The sequence below is a fragment of the Cytobacillus stercorigallinarum genome (assembly GCF_014836495.1).
In the GTDB taxonomy this organism is placed as follows: domain Bacteria; phylum Bacillota; class Bacilli; order Bacillales; family Cytobacillaceae; genus Cytobacillus; species Cytobacillus stercorigallinarum.
Map to the genome: position 1 here is coordinate 1 of NZ_JACSQT010000002.1, position 15,722 is coordinate 15,722.

Annotated in this window: 17 protein-coding genes and 2 pseudogenes; 12 read left to right on the forward strand and 7 right to left on the reverse strand. The window is 34.7% G+C overall.

The annotated features are described in order from the left end of the window. Positions 1-421: 421 nt before the first annotated feature. On the reverse strand, positions 422-1,165 hold the full coding sequence (locus tag H9655_RS04595) for a 2-phosphosulfolactate phosphatase (RefSeq protein WP_225230442.1): 744 nt from the start codon (positions 1,163-1,165) through the stop codon (positions 422-424). Positions 1,166-1,721: 556 nt separating this feature from the next. Between H9655_RS04595 and H9655_RS04600 the strand changes: the two genes are divergently transcribed. Next, positions 1,722-2,120, forward strand: a complete 399-nt coding sequence (locus H9655_RS04600; protein ID WP_191811410.1) for a sporulation protein — start codon at positions 1,722-1,724, stop codon at positions 2,118-2,120. Between the two features lie 103 nt (positions 2,121-2,223). Here the strand turns inward: H9655_RS04600 and H9655_RS04605 are convergent, their stop codons facing one another. After that, positions 2,224-2,577, reverse strand: a complete 354-nt coding sequence (locus H9655_RS04605; protein WP_191811412.1) for a hypothetical protein — start codon at positions 2,575-2,577, stop codon at positions 2,224-2,226. Between the two features lie 392 nt (positions 2,578-2,969). Between H9655_RS04605 and H9655_RS04610 the strand changes: the two are divergent. From H9655_RS04610 to H9655_RS04630, 5 genes and pseudogenes are all read left to right on the forward strand, one after another. Beyond that, positions 2,970-3,122: pseudogene (locus tag H9655_RS04610) on the forward strand (GTP-binding protein); the annotation flags it as partial. A 204-nt stretch (positions 3,123-3,326) separates the two neighbouring features. Then, positions 3,327-4,649: a hemolysin family protein gene (locus tag H9655_RS04615; protein WP_191811416.1), complete on the forward strand. Its 1,323-nt coding sequence runs from the start codon at positions 3,327-3,329 to the stop codon at positions 4,647-4,649. Positions 4,650-4,651: 2 nt separating this feature from the next. Next, entirely contained in the window at positions 4,652-5,698 is a 1,047-nt protein-coding gene (locus tag H9655_RS04620; RefSeq protein ID WP_191811418.1) for a hemolysin family protein, read from the forward strand. A gap of 191 nt (positions 5,699-5,889) precedes the next feature. Then, positions 5,890-6,291, forward strand: coding sequence for an MFS transporter (locus H9655_RS04625; protein ID WP_191811420.1), 402 nt, complete (start codon positions 5,890-5,892; stop codon positions 6,289-6,291). A gap of 330 nt (positions 6,292-6,621) precedes the next feature. Continuing rightward, positions 6,622-7,128 (forward strand): MFS transporter, encoded by a 507-nt coding sequence (locus tag H9655_RS04630; RefSeq protein WP_191811422.1) that lies wholly within the window; start codon positions 6,622-6,624, stop codon positions 7,126-7,128. Here H9655_RS04630 and H9655_RS22355 read toward each other — a convergent pair. From H9655_RS22355 to H9655_RS04645, 3 genes are read right to left on the reverse strand one after another with little or no spacing between them, the layout of a single operon-like run. Further along, a complete protein-coding gene (locus H9655_RS22355) occupies positions 7,059-7,889 on the reverse strand; it encodes a helix-turn-helix transcriptional regulator (RefSeq protein ID WP_225230443.1) in 831 nt (276 codons plus the stop codon). The genes H9655_RS04630 and H9655_RS22355 overlap by 70 nt on opposite strands. A 15-nt stretch (positions 7,890-7,904) precedes the next feature. Further along, entirely contained in the window at positions 7,905-8,822 is a 918-nt protein-coding gene (locus H9655_RS04640; protein ID WP_191811423.1) for a DUF2268 domain-containing putative Zn-dependent protease, read from the reverse strand. Between the two features lie 13 nt (positions 8,823-8,835). After that, on the reverse strand, positions 8,836-9,288 hold the full coding sequence (locus H9655_RS04645) for a DinB family protein (protein WP_191811425.1): 453 nt from the start codon (positions 9,286-9,288) through the stop codon (positions 8,836-8,838). Positions 9,289-9,774: 486 nt separating this feature from the next. Here H9655_RS04645 and H9655_RS04650 point away from each other — a divergent pair, with 486 nt between their 5' ends. The 6 genes and pseudogenes from H9655_RS04650 to H9655_RS04675 all read left to right on the forward strand — a co-directional run bounded on the left by H9655_RS04650 (position 9,775) and on the right by H9655_RS04675 (position 12,744). Continuing rightward, positions 9,775-10,362 carry a GNAT family N-acetyltransferase gene (locus H9655_RS04650; protein ID WP_191811427.1) on the forward strand — a complete coding sequence of 196 codons (588 nt, stop codon included), beginning with the start codon at positions 9,775-9,777 and terminating at the stop codon, positions 10,360-10,362. Positions 10,363-10,465: 103 nt separating this feature from the next. After that, positions 10,466-10,606 (forward strand): hypothetical protein, encoded by a 141-nt coding sequence (locus tag H9655_RS04655; RefSeq protein WP_191811429.1) that lies wholly within the window; start codon positions 10,466-10,468, stop codon positions 10,604-10,606. A 57-nt stretch (positions 10,607-10,663) separates the two neighbouring features. Beyond that, positions 10,664-10,852: a hypothetical protein gene (locus H9655_RS04660; protein WP_191811431.1), complete on the forward strand. Its 189-nt coding sequence runs from the start codon at positions 10,664-10,666 to the stop codon at positions 10,850-10,852. A gap of 140 nt (positions 10,853-10,992) precedes the next feature. Continuing rightward, complete coding sequence (locus tag H9655_RS04665) at positions 10,993-11,586, forward strand: histidine phosphatase family protein (RefSeq protein ID WP_191811433.1); 594 nt, start codon at positions 10,993-10,995, stop codon at positions 11,584-11,586. After that, positions 11,570-12,043 (forward strand): HAD-IIIA family hydrolase, encoded by a 474-nt coding sequence (locus H9655_RS04670; RefSeq protein WP_225230444.1) that lies wholly within the window; start codon positions 11,570-11,572, stop codon positions 12,041-12,043. Before H9655_RS04665 ends, H9655_RS04670 begins: the two co-directional genes overlap by 17 nt. Positions 12,044-12,099: 56 nt before the next feature. Further along, positions 12,100-12,744, forward strand: a pseudogene (locus tag H9655_RS04675) (HAD hydrolase-like protein). 245 nt (positions 12,745-12,989) lie between these two features. Here the strand turns inward: H9655_RS04675 and H9655_RS04680 are convergent. Next, positions 12,990-13,994, reverse strand: coding sequence for a choloylglycine hydrolase family protein (locus H9655_RS04680; RefSeq protein WP_191811436.1), 1,005 nt, complete (start codon positions 13,992-13,994; stop codon positions 12,990-12,992). Between the two features lie 981 nt (positions 13,995-14,975). Then, a complete protein-coding gene (locus H9655_RS04685; protein ID WP_191811438.1) occupies positions 14,976-15,680 on the reverse strand; it encodes a helix-turn-helix transcriptional regulator in 705 nt (234 codons plus the stop codon). Positions 15,681-15,722: the final 42 nt, after the last annotated feature.

Here is a 15,722-nt window from a genome sequence, read left to right on the forward strand (position 1 = left end):
AAGAACTAAAAAAATAGGATTTTATTACTTCTCCAAAGTTACTTTGCGGTCTACAGCAGGAACCCTGTCACTAGGCCCGGTAGGTGTGATAGATAGGCTCGTTGCCTGATGGAAAACATACTAAGCCTAAAGTATCAATTGTACCCACTGGGGGCTCAAGTCACGTCCTTAATACGTGTATCTATGACTACATGTAATCAACGATAAAAGGTGCATTCTTTCAACTTTTATGAGCTGATACTGTAGATAACTACCCAATCGTTGAATAATTAAATCCCAATTTCTCATTTAAATCACTGAGAGATTGGGATTTTTAATACTGGAATATCCTTAACGTTGTAAATCCGCGTTTTGCTGGCGGTACCCCTAAAAGCTCACGACATGGAGGAGCAACCGTAATAAACGATCGTTTATTGCTTCTTCATGTCCTTGTTGTATATTGACAAAAATGTTGGTTTTTTAATATAGGCACGGTTTGATAAATATTTAAACGGCTACAATGCTTCACATCTTCTTCAAACCCTCTTGCTCTTAATTCTACTCCACTTGTACAATCCCATATCAATCTACTAAGAGTAGACTTTGAATGCTGAAAAGCGCCAATACACACTTGCGCCTCAGCTGAATGCTTTCCTTCTATCCTGGAAAGAATGGCACCAGCCCCCAAGTAGTCTTCCATTGCAGGGCGGAGAGAGTCTTCAAATTCTTTCACACCATTCCATAATTCCCCACAAGGAACAACAGTAATATTAGCCTTTAAAGAAGCGGATAATTGATTTGCTACGGATGCTACTGCAGAAGCGTTTAATAAAGAGCCAATGAATAAGGCTGGTATATGGGAGGCAATCCAAGTACAAAAAGCACCGTTTAAGGAACTCAACACATATTTTTCGTTATTATGTGAGTGATTAAATGTCACAGGTGATAAAGTGGGTGAACCTAATCTCGCTGCTTCAGCTCTCCCAAGAATATATTGCGCCCCCAATGTTCGCGCGTATTCTTTGCCATTTAAATGAGGGGGATAAGGATAAATGATTGCTCCGTAGTTTAAACCGGTTACAACTGTAGAGGAAAAACTGAGGACATCAACAATAATCACAATATCTCCTCGAATAGCTGCTTCTCTTGCGCCACGTTTTCCCCATTCTAAATGACATTCAGGCAAGTATGAAATGATTATTCTCCTCTTTTCTAAAAGGCTTTATTTTGTGTTGCATTTTCCTGCTAAATCGTTAAGATGATGGTCGAAATGTGTTTCTGCTACATAGCTATCTACTCCTTCACTTTTTTCCTTGATAGCTGTTAGCAGATTTCTTGGCGAATGTTTTTTATGCAATGATCACCTAATGTAAAACCACAGTAAATTTTTTTAAAGCACACGCTTTTATCTTGTCAAAGGTAGTTGAGCATTATATAATTTAAATAACCATAACGTTGCACTTTTTCTTAAGGTTAATTAACTGAAGAAATGCTAAACAATTGTAACGTTTCACTTTCAAAAAGGGAGTTAATAATGAATCCGATTGATTAATTGTTTAGTAAATGGCGTTACTGTCTGAAAGCTTATGATACAAAGATTAATAGAAGGACAAATAATAAAAAAGATTATCATGTAAAAAAATTCTTTACCATTATTTATATCATATACTATTATAGGTTAGTACGATTACAATCAACAGTTATTAAACAATATATAAGAAGGTATAGGTGACATTGCTAGAATGCTTAAAAAATATGCTCTAAAAATGGGTATAGGAATGAAGAAAATTCATTTATCTACTAATGAAAAAGAATATAAAGAAGGCCATATTATTGAAGGTGGCATAAAATTTTTTGGTGGTCTCATCCCACAAAAGATTAGAAGATATGATATTGATCTGATTGCGTGCAACCAAGAAAATAATAAAGAAAAGATTGTGAGATCTCACTCTGTATTTTGTTCGATTCCTATCCAACCGAATGAGCAGAAAGAAACAACGTTTACTTTGGAAATTCCCTCAGCAAACGAGATGAATTCTAAAGATAATAATTACTATATCCAAGCTAACTTCATGCTCGATCATAAATTAGAGCAATCTGTGAGAGTAGCAGTGAAGATTAGTCCATTAACAACTATGTAAATTAAATAATCAAAGGATAGAGCGATCATACAATATGATGGCTCTTTTTTTATAAAGGAGTAAAAAACGTTTGTCAATCGTAGTAGTGTTTTATAATTTAATCTCATTCGGCTGACTTTAAATTTTTTTGCAGGGTATATAACAGTTCTTCGTTCATATCTGGTCGCTGCGCAATAATATATTCACTGTCTTGAATAGTTGAATATAGTTTAGTACCTTTTGGCAACTCATTAGAAGATAGGTGAGAATTAGGGATTTGTTCAATTGGAACCTTTCTTTCAATTTTTCCAATCTTTTTATCTCGATCATATTGGACATTTTCATTTTCAGGTTGAGTCAGAACATATTCAGTTCCATTTACCATAATAATAGATTGATAAGAACCAGGTGTAGTATCGTCACTACAACCAACTAAAAACATAATTGATAAAAGAATTGTATATACCAATACCTTCAATTAACTCACTCCTTTTAAAAACCACTTAAGTTAGTATAACCAATAATTAATGTTAGGAGATTTTTGGATATCATCAAATATCCAAACCAAATTACATTATAAAAATATCTTGAATCATCTTAAATCACACTCCTATTATTTAAAAAAGATATTTTATTTGGATAATTGTATGAATATTCCTTTTATTATAAGTATAAGAATGAAGCTACGGGAAAAGTCAACTTGCAAAGAAAAAATAGTTTAAATGAATGACTACCTTGAATATTTATACCTAAAATAATTTTTGGTTTATAAATAATATTATCTATTTTTTGTCATATCCAATTAATATTATATTGTTATTACTTGTAGTTAGAATAAGGTGAGGTTTTATAAGAAAACTCTAGGTTGTTGGTGATCGTCATACTAAACTTGTGTTTATAGGAATGGATATTGATGTAGATTTAATAACAAAAGAATTAGATGACTGCTTGTTATCACCAAGTGAGTATGATGCGAAGTGGGATGAACTGCCAGATCCATTTAGCTGGACAATCAATAGTTAGACATATCGGTCCAGTTATAATAGATGTAAATGCTGTCGAGGAGAGAAAAAGTATATTCTTTCCTCGTTTTTATTTTTTATTGGAGTTTTCATAGATCATTTAAACCTATGATATTAGATATTAACTAATCACTATAAAAGCATGAGTACATGATCAAAGAATGGACACATTAATATAAAACAAATTCTTTACTGGTGGTGCCCTATGGATCTTATTACAGTATTAAACTTACTGCTCCTTGCCTTCTTAATCTTCGCGACTGGTTTTTTTGTGGCAGCAGAATTTGCTGTTGTCAAACTAAGAATGTCACGGATTGATCAGCTTATTGATGAGGGAAATAAAAAAGCAATTACCGTCAAGAGGGTAGCTGATAACTTAGATTATAATTTATCAGCTTGCCAACTGGGTATTACCGTAACAGCTTTAGGACTTGGTTCCCTTGGTAAACCAACCGTCGAGAAAATATTATATCCTGTTTTTGATTGGTTAAATGTTTCACAATCATTAGCATCAGTTCTTTCATATGCCATTGCATTTATCTTAGTAACCATTCTACATGTAGTTGTCGGTGAAATGGCACCAAAAACATTAGCGATTCAATTTGCTGAAAAAATGAGTTTATTATTAGCGCCGCCTCTTTACTGGTTCGGAAAAATCATGTTTCCTTTCATTTGGTTACTCAATGGAACATCACGAGTGATATTACGTATGTTTGGCGTTCCAGCAAAAGCCGAAGAAGATTCCTATACGGAAGAAGAATTGAAAATCGTCATGACACAAAGTTATCAAGGCGGTGAAATAAACCAAACCGAACTCGAGTATATGGAAAATGTTTTCTCCTTTGATGAAAGGGTGGCCAAAGATATCATGGTTCCCAGAATTAATATGGCAGTGTTCGAGCAGAACATGACGAAGGAAGAAATTGCGCAAACTATGATAGAACATAACTTTACAAGATATCCTGTGATAGATGAAACAAAGGATCGAGTGATCGGCATCGTTAATGTTAAAAAAATGTTAGCAAAGATGGCAGGGAAAAGGGATTATCACTTGTCTGATTTTATTCAATCTATTCCGTTTATTTTAGAAACAACAAAAATATACGACGCATTCATCAAAATGCAAAAAACCGGTGTTCATATGGCGATCGTTGTAGATGAATACGGAGGTACTTCCGGTTTACTTACGATAGAAGATATTTTAGAAGAAATTGTTGGTGAAATCCGCGATGAATTTGACGAAGAGGAAGTCGAAGAAATTGAGTTCCGTGCACCTAACATATACTGCATCTCAGGACGTGTCTTATTGGATGATTTAGAAGAAAAATTCGGGATTACATTCGCAAATAGTGATCAAATTGATACGTTGGGCGGTTGGATTCACCAAAAATTATCAGGCATTGCAAAAAAGGGAGATGTCGTGGAAGAAAACGGTCTCACCTGGACAGTAATGAAAGTAAAACAACTGCAAATCCAAAGGGTACAATTGGAAGGACTTCATATTGGAGGTGAACCCAAAGGGGAGTGATGATGGACGGTATGATTATTTTAAATCTATTTCTTGTGGTTGTGTTTATTATTTTAACAGCATTTTTTGTTGGGGCAGAGTTCGCTATTCTTAAGGTGCGCATGTCACGACTTGACCAACTGATTGAAGAAGGAAATAAAAAGGCTATAATATCGAAAAAAGTGGTTGTCGGGCTCGATTATCATTTATCGGCGTGTCAATTAGGAATTACTGTTACAGCCCTCGTACTCGGTGCATTGGGAGAGCCAACAGTAGAAAAAATTTTACATCCCGTTTTCGAACGATTCGAACTTTCTCAAGCAACAGCCACTTTATTGTCGTATTTCATTGCTTTAGCTATTGTCACGTTTTTCCACGTTGTCTTTGGCGAATTAGCACCAAAGACATTAGCGATCCAATATTCAGAGAAGATGACATTATTACTTGCTCCTCCATTATATTGGTTTGGAAAAATAACAAAACCGATTATAAAATTTTTAAATGGTGCTTCACAAAGGCTTTTAAAATTGTTTGGAGTCGAGCCGTCAAAACACGAAACAGCACATACAGAAGAAGAGATTAAGTTGATTGCAACACAAAGCTTCGAAAGTGGTGAGATTAACCAAGCAGAACTTACTTATTTAGAAAATATTTTTAGTTTTGATGAACGACAACTAAAAGATATCATGATTCCTAAAGCAAGTATCATTACACTTGAAAAAAACATGACTCTTACAGTATTATTAGACATTTTAGAAAAACACACTTTTACTCGATATCCAGTTAAAGACAAGATAGATGGAAGGATTATAGGTTATATAAATGCAAAGGAATTATTAACAAAAAGTCTAGTGGATCAAGATGTATCTATCAGTGATTTTATTCATGAAATTCCCAACTTTCTAGAGAGTTCCCCAATTAAGGAAGCCTTACTAACGATGCAAAAAACAAGAATGCATATGGCACTTATTCATAATGAAGAAAAGCAAGCCATTGGTATTGTCACAATGGAGGATGTTTTAGAAGAAATTGTTGGTGAAATTGGTGAGGAAGGCTATAGCGTGACCTAAATAATATGATTTTATTTTATGTGAGAGAACCACCAATCTTAGGGTTTGTGTTGAAACGTTATTATCATTAAATCACCTTCCGTATTTCTGATCTTAATGCACTTAATGGTACGATATTGTGCAAAACATATGCAATATCATAGCAGAAAAATCCCTCGCTTGACTATAAGCTAGTAGGTGAGGTGATCGAGATGTATCAATCTATCCTGCGAAAAAACCGGGCATTCAGATTTTATTTACTAAGTAAGAGTTTCACCAGTTTAGGTAATATGATGATAAATATGGCTTTTTTGTTTTTTGCTTTCTCATTAACAGGTTCATCTAGTTATACTACTGCTATGGTGGCCGCTCAGGTGTTGCCATATTTGCTATTTGGATTAATAGGGGGCGTATTAGCGGATTGGATTCCAATTAAGAAATGGCTTATTCGAATGGAAATTATTAAAATACCGATAATCATGGTAGTGATTGTTTTATTTTATACTCAGCAATTACAGTATTGGCAACTAATTTTTCTCTGTTTATCTATACATACAATAGGTTGCTTATATGACCCTGCGAGTAGAGCGTTATTGATGAAAGTGACGGTTTAAGAAGAGAGAACAACGGCCAACAGCTTAGTTGACTCTATTACAAGAGGCGTTGTTATAGTAGGACCCGTTGGAAACCTCATCATTTTAGCTACGATTGGTAAAATACATTTTTTTACAGTTTCGATAATTAGCTATCTTGTTAGTGCAATATTCCTTTCATTTGTGCCGGTTTACATTCATAGTGACATCAAAAAGAATAACTTAAAAATTTACAGGTCCTTAAAGGAATTTTTTCGCTGGTTAATACAGCACCATATTCTTAGGAAAGTCATTTTCATCACTGTTGTGATTGTGTTTTTCCATACTTGGGTCTGGCAAGTAGGATTATTTTTGTTAGTAGAACAAATGGTTACAAAGGGAGAAGAATGGTACAGTATTTTAACCAGTTGGTATGGCCTATTTGTCATTGTTGTTAATGTAATCATTCCTTTATTTATCAAAAGGTTCACGATGATGCAATATGTAATTGGTTCTTTTATTTGGGGAGCTGGCATTAGTATCGTCGGTTTAATTAATGGGCACCCGTTTTTGTTTATTGGTGTGTCGATCGCAGCGATTGGTCTACCGATTTCGGGGCTTGCTAGAGTGTATTTGTTACAAAAACACCTACCAGACGAGATGTTGGGCCGAGGCTTTAGTTTTAGCGCATTTACTTTATATTGTGCGAATGCCTTTTCCTTATTATTATTTGGTTTATTCTCACATATTGTACCAGTAAGATTTCTCTTTACAATATGTGGCCTATTTATATGTCTCTTCACACTTTATTACTTCGTGAAGTTGTTTCGAAATGTCCGGGGTGAAATGCCATATACTCTTTTAAAAAGACGATTATAGACAGAAATAGATGAAAAACCTGCGTCAAGAGCCGTATCGAGAATAGTCGTATCATTCTGTTTCAATGAAAACAAACTTCGTTGCAGACGATAAATTTGTAACCACGAATAAGGTGAAACACCGACAACTTCTTTAAAATAATGAGAGAAATGATAGACATCCCAATCAATAATTGCCGCCATATCATTGAGTGACCATGGTGATTGATAGGCTTCTTTTAAAGAGGAAGTGACTTTGTAAATAGCAGGTGCTCCGGTTTGAAAATGTTCAGTTGGTAGCTGATGGTTATTCGTATGTATCGTGTGTTTTAAAAGAAGAATCGCTAACTGGGTATAGCTGTTCTCAAGGAATAACCGAAACATCGGCTGTTGATGATCTTCTTCTAGTGTCATCATTTCAATGACCAGCTCAATCCATTTCGTAATCATTGGATTGAGCTGAATGACCGCAGCAAACGCAATATCAGCAGGGTGATTACCAAAAGATTCATTGACATCTTTTAAAAAAGATGGATTGATTTCAATGAGAAATTTTTGCTTTTCAACAAATAATTGCTGATGAGGTGTAAAAGGATCAACTATAAGAAATTGATTAATCGTTAGTTTTTCTCTTTTTTTTGATAGATGATAATGGGTGGATCCATTTAACGCATATAACAATTTATACGAAGCATCTGAACGCCATAAGCTTTCTTGTTGAAAGGTGTTTTTATAGAGAAACAGTCCCTTCTTTGAAGGAATTAGTACATTTCCATGTTGCATAAATGCTCTCCTATCTTAATCATAGTTTTCCTCATGACTACCTTCTTTAAAAATAGTGGCAGCGTCTTGTTCTGTCCACTCTGGAATACTCAAATTCGGATTTTCCTCAAGGTAATTTTTCACCATTCGATAGCCTTCAGAATAGCCATACAATGATGGCAGTGGATCAAATCCGCCATAAAGAATCTGATTAGAGTGCTCGAGTGTTTCTTTTTCGAAATGAGGTGATGCATAATCCCATGCCTCTTGGTCATAAATCTCATTTGTATTTATCATTTGCTGGTGTGGATATATGATTTCTTGGAACATCACTGCCTTGCCTTCAAAGACCATATTATCAAGGACAGTCCATTTCTCAGAAGGCTTTCGATACTCAGCCTCCCAGGCACTATGATGATATTCATGAGCGAGTGTGACCTTAAAATGATCGATGGAAAAATACTCGTCAAACAAAATGAGAATCTTATCTGATCCTACTGCCATTCCAATACCAGGATAGGAAACAGGAAGTAAGCAGACATTGATTTCCTTTTCTATCGGTAAGGCAGTAGCAGAAAGCTCTAGTGCTTCGGACAAGCTATCTTTTACTTCCTTACTATTCATCCGTTCGATGGTTCTCATTAGTTTGTCGAAATTCTCTGGTTTTTGTGACAATACACCTTCAGCGATAGGAAGAAATTCACCGTCAAGAAAGCAATCATTATAAATAGGTTCAATGACCGCTTCTTTGTAATCTGCGAATACAACATCCTCTTCATCAATACCTTTTATGTAACTTTCCATTAAATGTTGGATTTCTACAATATTAAAAGATTGTCCGTTTTCAGTTTGGAACGACCAGTTCGTTTCTACTTCTTCTTTACTGCTCATTTCAGAACATCCGAATAATAAAAACGACATTGCTAAGCTAAGACAAACATAAGTGAAACGCATACATACCTCCGCATTAAAATTTTCGATCAATGTAGCTAGCTGAGACAGGATGTAAATTCAATTCTCTTGCCCAAATAGACAGCTGACCAATATGATGGATTTCATGGGCAATTATATGATGGAGAATCGCATTCACATTTTGGTAACTAGAGTCCCAAGGAATAAATACTTGTTGATCTAAAGGTACATCATGAGGAAAGTTTTCGATTATTTCAGTTCTTCGTTCATTTGAAAGATTTCGAATACGATCAAGTGTCTGATAGTCACTATAATCAAATAGGACATCTTCTCTTCCATTGATACAGCGTAGCCAGCTATACTCCACATCAATGATATGGAAGAAGGTATAAAGAATACTCCCGACACCACCGACTCTCTCCTTTAATAATTCATCAGGAGGGAGGTCTTTCAACAATGTCAACCATTCATCTCTCACTTGCCAATTGTATTGAAAGAAATGGAACAAAATCATTTCACTCCTTTTATAAAAATACATTTTTTCCAAAATATGATACTATTAATTATAGCAAAAAAAGTAAAAGGAAGTAGATTAATTGTAGAGGAAAATAAAATAGGGGATACATTAAATAAAGTAGTCTAACTATTTTTTAAAAAACGAAGTAGCCGATTACTATTGTTTTGATAGAAAATAAAGAGAGAATCCCTATGTAAGCTCCACGCTTCTCTTGGAAGTTAGAGTCAACATGTCGATTTCAAATTTGATAAAAATGATTATTAGATAAACACATGTTTCTCGTTAATCTTGTTCCATAGAATGGGGTAAAAGGCTGTTTAGCAAGTTAGTTCTAAACTCATGATGGCTGGACTTCTTGTTCGATTATTATTATCTTATATATTCTTTAATCATGAATGACTCTTATATAGAAATGTTTACAATGAATCAAACAAAAATTGCATGTAGGTGGTTATGGGCTTCTTTTAATTAAGGAGGATGAAAGTGGAAATTAGAGCATATAAACCGGAGGATGAAATAGGTTGGGTGCGATGTCGAGTACTTGCCTTTTTGGATTCAGCTTATTATGACAATGTTTTAACTGCAAAAGAGCGTTACGAAAATCAGGCGATAGAACTCGTAGCTATATTGGATCAAACAGTAGTCGGCTTGATTGATGTAGAATATGAAAATGAGGAAAGAAGTGTTTGTTCTCGTGGTACTGGACTCGGTGGCATGATATGGCATATTGCTGTCCATCCCGATTACCGAAGACAAGGGATTGCGCGCACATTATTGGCAGAAGCAGAGCGAATGGCTAGGCAAAAAAACCTCAACCGGTTTGAAGCGTGGACGAGAGACGATAAAGGTGTGAACAGATGGTACCAACAAAACGGATTCTCTAGTGATTATTCGTATCTTCATCTTTATATCAATGAAGAAGATTCTAGTGAGGTCATTCATAGCCAAGATAAAAATATCCTGCCAATGACAACCTTCGCGCATTATGTCGGTGATAACAAAGAAGAAGTGAAGTCACAGTATAAGCGGGCTTATGAATGTTTTTGTTATGAGAAGGTTCTATAATATTAAATTCACTACAAGTACGATAAAAATTGAATAATGATAACGGAAGGAATCATCTTGAAAGAAGATGGAATGTTGAAAAAATAAAAAAGAAGCTGCTGACTTGTTAGCCCTTGGTCCAGCTTTATGGGATTCAAGTACGATTGAAATGAAACGCTACTTTTTAACAGATGTATTAGACGATATATCTGGTGGCAATGATAGAGCAGAGGGGTTATTCATTGTGCAGACATTAGTTGAATGAATAGGAGAATTCTATTTACGAACGAAAGGGCAATAGATAGGCGATGCCAAATGGCTATTGCGCGCATTAAAAACATATGATTCTCATTTTGCTAATAAACTGACCGACTGTTTAGAAGAATATTATAAGAAAAATAGCAAAGCAGGTTTAATCGCACTTACTGATGAAGTATTGCTTCCATATGGGGGGAGATTGTTTGCAGGCTTTTCACGAGGGAAAGACAAACATGAGGGAAGAGTAGAGTAAAAAATGTCATTGTGATTTTGCGTAAAAAGGAGAGTGGCATTTTATTAAAAACGGTTTTATGAGGATTACCATCAACTTTAACACTCAAAATGATTGGAAAATATTTTGAGACTTATAGAGAAAGATAGAGGGGAATAGCTATGTTAACGACAATTTATATGGTTAGACATGCGGAATCGCCGTTTATATTTGGTGAGGAGAAAAAGAGAGGTTTATCGCCAGAGGGAAGAGAGGCAGCAAATAAAGTCACAAAAGTTTTAAAGGATAAAAAGATTGATAGAGTCATTTCTAGTCCATATACGCGTGCAATCGAGACTGTTCGAGAGGTTGCAGAAAATAGGCAACTACAAATCACAACATATGAAAATCTAAGAGAAAGACCAATTAAGGGACTCGATTACCATGCAGAAGAAAAGGAATTATTATCAGCGATTGAGCAGTCATTTAAAGACGAAAAATACTGTTTAGTTGGAGGAGAATCCACATTTGCCGCACAAGAACGTTCCATCCCAGTCATAAAAGAGATTTTGAACCATTACAAGGGAGAGTCCATTGTCATTGGGACACACGGAAATATTATGACGATTATAATGAATTACTTTCAAAAACAGTATGATTATCAATTTTTCCAACAAACGACTAAACCTGATATTTATGAGATGATTTTTGCTGAAGAGCAACTGCTAACGGTTAATCGCCTATGGGAGAACAATCACAATGAAGGAAAACAATAGATTACAAGCCGTTTTTTTAGATCGCGATGGCACAATTGGTGGCGATGACACCATCCACTATCCTGGAGAATTTACTCTGTTTGCCGGTGTAAAAGAAAATATAAGCAAGTTGCAGGAGAAGGGAATCAAGGTGTTTGCTTTCACGAACCAACCAGGAATTGGGAAAGGGTTAACGACAAAAACGGCATTTATGGACGAATTACTTTCTTTCGGATTTGATCAAGTGTATATTTGCCCTCATGCCCCCGAAGAGAGTTGTAAGTGTCGCAAACCAAATACTGAAATGCTCCAGCAAGCAGCAGATGAGTATAAGCTTTCACTCGCGCGAACTGTCGTAATTGGCGACCGCTGGAGTGATATGATCGCCGCATCAAAAGTAGGGGCAAGGAAAATATTAGTCAAAACTGGTGCAGGAGAGCAAACATTAAATGAGCACTGGGAGTGTCAAAGACATTGAGTTGGATGAGGTGGTTGAAGGGATAGCCGAGGCCATGAACATTATACATAAGGAGTATACATAAAGCGGTTATTTTCGATATGGATGGGACTTTATTTCAAACAGAGAGAATTCTAGAGAAGTCACTAGACGGTACATTTAATTACTTGAGGTCTCAGCAAAAGTGGCATGAGATCACACCGATTGAAAAATATCGTGAAATAATGGGTGTGCCTCTTCCTCAAGTATGGCAAACATTACTTCCGACATTTTCTCCATTCGATCATGGAGAAGTCGATGAATACTTCTTAAAGTGTTTAATCGCCAATATAAAAGAAGGAAATGGTGAACTTTACCCACATGCCATCGAAACGCTAACTTTGTTAAAGGAAAAGGGCTACGACATCTTTATCGCAAGTAATGGTCGAGCGAAATATTTACAAGCGATCGTCGATTTTTATGATTTCGCACATTTTCTAACAGAGGTATACAGTATTGAACAAATCGACTCATTAAATAAAACGGATTTAGTAAGAGAAATTGTTCAGACTCATCACATTGAAACAGGGCTAGTAGTTGGGGATCACCTATAAGATATTTTAGCAGCAAAGGAAAATGATTTGCTAGCAGTAGGCTGCCGCTTTGACTTTTCCCAGCCTGAAGAACTACAGCAGGCAGATAAAGTGATTGATGATTTACTTGAACTTGCCGACTTTCAATAATCTGTTAGGTAAATAGGGCCCTTGCAAGAAGTAATACACTGTAGATACGATTCACTATCTTATCAATCGAAGAATAAGCAGGTGTTCAGATCGTATAGAATACAAGATAAATCTATATGAAAATTATTTGTCATGGCGACAGACTATGGTCTTTTCGGATTAGACCTTCATCATAATGAATTTCACATATAACCATCTTTATCGAATCAAGGGCCCTTTAGATTGGTAGTTGATTTGATTTGATTTTATTTTGTTCTGTTTTGATAAAAGATAGATTGTTCTTGTGAAATAGGAAAATGTTTTACATCTTGGGCATCTAAATCTTCATTAGACAATTGAACAGCATTAATTTGCATATTATTATAAGTTTGATAATAATAAGTTTCTGATTCGCTACACATGGCACTTGTGTAAAGTGTATAAGATGGCTGATTGTCTTCAAGCTCTGCACCTCTAGCTACAGCACAATATTCTAGGACTTTCATAGCGTTGCGTAAACCGTCTAACTCTGTTTCAGCTTCTTCAATGTGATTTCGAAGGTAAGCAGCACGAACAAATCGGGAAGGCGAAGAATAATCACCAGGTATCCCATATACACCACTTACCATCTCAGGAGAGCGAACTAGATTATAGTCTCCCCAAATGGTTTCACCTGGATCAGAAGGGCTCAATGAAGTGTAAAGGTTTAAGTTAATTAAATGCCAGCGAAAATCTGGGCTGTTTGAAAAAGCACCTATTGGATTATTATAAACATTTACTCCATCTTTTGTGCTTTCTATAACAATTGTATTGTATTGGCGATCAGTAAAGATCCAATGAATGGGAGGTACCGTTCCGAGGAATTCTATTTCTTGTGCAATTAAATTAATATTTCTTATCTGCTGAGTGATTTGAGAAGTGGACGTAAACTGTGACAATATAAAAAGTAATAAATCATTAGCTGCTAAATTAAGTCGATTTCTTTGTTTCTCGGTCTGAAACTCTGCAAAGCCCTCAAAATAATGAATCACTCCCATTAAACCGTGTTCATTCATTCCATCAAATAAGCCAATATGAGTATTCTCCCCCTCAACCCCCATACCAATAATGCCATATCGGTTAGTTATATAACGATTTTCTTGTTGATTTAACCACCTGTACCTCCTTGGCAAAACCACAACATCATAATCAATAGGAAGGTCTACAAAATCCATATTTCTTGCTAAAAAATGGTGTTGGTTTGTCGTATGCATTGTCACTGTTGTACACATGTAAACGTCACTCCTTTATATTTTTCTGATCTATACAATATATATATCAAAAAAATTATATATACCTGAATTAGCACGTCATATATTCAGGATATCTTGTTCGTTTTTTATGAAAATTAGAAAAATTTAGCACTCTTTATATTTTTGTTAAAAGAATGAATCTAACTTCCATGATGCATACACTTGCACTTGGCCAAGTTCAATGCTTCTTTTGCTTTTACATATGTGGGGTAAAATAAAACAGATCGGCAAGAATTTCTTTAAACCAATATAAAAGAAAATTTATTTCGATAGACAATTTAAAGGGACATCAAGGATTAATACCTTTTTTTACAATCTTCCTTATGTTTGTAAAAAGTGGCTAATATGTACGGGAAATTTGAGATTTTCATACAAAACTATGCTTCTTAGAATAAAAAGGAGGGATTGGTATGAATATTCATACAACAAAAGGATAGCGAGCTTTTATCCATATTGCAGTCGATAAGAGCTTGCTCTAAGTAAAACGATTCAGTGAAACTATGAATAGATGGTTAAAAAGACAAGGATGAATAATTGTTTATACTAATAAAATTTAGTTAAAAGATTTTAGCATGATTGGAAATGAATGACACGAGGAAAAAATTCATTATGGAATTTAGCGCAAAATCTATGTTTGTTTCGTTTTCAATCCATTTCAAACTTGTAAAGAAAATTATAAACGTTTTACTTTAAAAATGACTTCTATACATCCACCTACATTAATTTAGCTATAGGCACATTAAATCCACCTCTTTTCCATACTAACTTGTCATAACTATAGTAAAAAAGCGAGTTAAGATAAATATAATACTAGAAACAAATATTAGGTTTCAATAATTTATTCTCCCTTTTAGATAGAATAAAAGTTTTAAACATAAAATTTTATTCTAAAATATAAAAATAACCTTTAATCAAAGGATTTTTTTACATGAATACAAAGTAATTCAAACGAAACTCCTCTTATTTAAGAATATTTTTTTGAATTAAAAACGCTACAGCATGTGTTCGATTTAATGTATTGGTTTTTGCCATGACACTTTTGATATATTGTTTAATCGTCGTTTCACTAATCTCTAATATATGGGCAATTTGTTTCGTACTATAACCGCTTGCAGTACATTTCATTACTTCGTATTCACGTTTCGATAGTTTAATTTCTGCCTCCTCGATAAAATTAAATTGATTGAATAAAATTTCTCCAATGTCCTTGCTAAACAAACTTGCTTCTATTAATAGTTTAAGGTCAAATGGCTTCTTAAATTGAGATCCTAGAAAATAGCCAATGACAACTTGGTTAAATATGATAGGAACGACCAATAAAGCATCTTGGTTATCTGCAATAATATATTTTTTTGATATATTTAAATGGAAATTATTTCCTTCATAATATTGTGGTGTTCTCATTTTAATAGCTTTGAATATGGCTGGAATGGAAGTGATATCATCCCGTATAGACGAAATATGTTTGAACTCTGACTTAGTAGCAGAAAGTATCCCTTCCGCTAAGTGGTCTATCGGAGAATATCGAAATAACATCGCTTCATTTAATGAAAAATCAGTAAGAAAGCTTTCCAATATTATTTTAATTTTATGCTCTTGATTGATAGCTGCCTTTATTTTATCTATGTTACTTTCCCAATTATCTAATTTAACCAATAAATACACTCTCCTTTTTTAATTTAGGCTTATATATTCATTACCTAATGG

Coding starts and splice junctions, on each gene's coding strand:
- H9655_RS04625 (WP_191811420.1), top strand. CDS start 5,890: ATGTATCAATCTATCCTGCGAAAAAACCGGGCATTCAGATTTTATTTA.
- H9655_RS04650 (WP_191811427.1), top strand. CDS start 9,775: ATGAAAGTGGAAATTAGAGCATATAAACCGGAGGATGAAATAGGTTGG.
- H9655_RS04680 (WP_191811436.1), bottom strand. CDS start 13,994: ATGTGTACAACAGTGACAATGCATACGACAAACCAACACCATTTTTTA.
- H9655_RS04640 (WP_191811423.1), bottom strand. CDS start 8,822: ATGCGTTTCACTTATGTTTGTCTTAGCTTAGCAATGTCGTTTTTATTA.
- H9655_RS04600 (WP_191811410.1), top strand. CDS start 1,722: ATGCTTAAAAAATATGCTCTAAAAATGGGTATAGGAATGAAGAAAATT.
- H9655_RS04615 (WP_191811416.1), top strand. CDS start 3,327: ATGGATCTTATTACAGTATTAAACTTACTGCTCCTTGCCTTCTTAATC.
- H9655_RS04670 (WP_225230444.1), top strand. CDS start 11,570: ATGAAGGAAAACAATAGATTACAAGCCGTTTTTTTAGATCGCGATGGC.
- H9655_RS04620 (WP_191811418.1), top strand. CDS start 4,652: ATGGACGGTATGATTATTTTAAATCTATTTCTTGTGGTTGTGTTTATT.
- H9655_RS22355 (WP_225230443.1), bottom strand. CDS start 7,889: ATGCAACATGGAAATGTACTAATTCCTTCAAAGAAGGGACTGTTTCTC.
- H9655_RS04665 (WP_191811433.1), top strand. CDS start 10,993: ATGTTAACGACAATTTATATGGTTAGACATGCGGAATCGCCGTTTATA.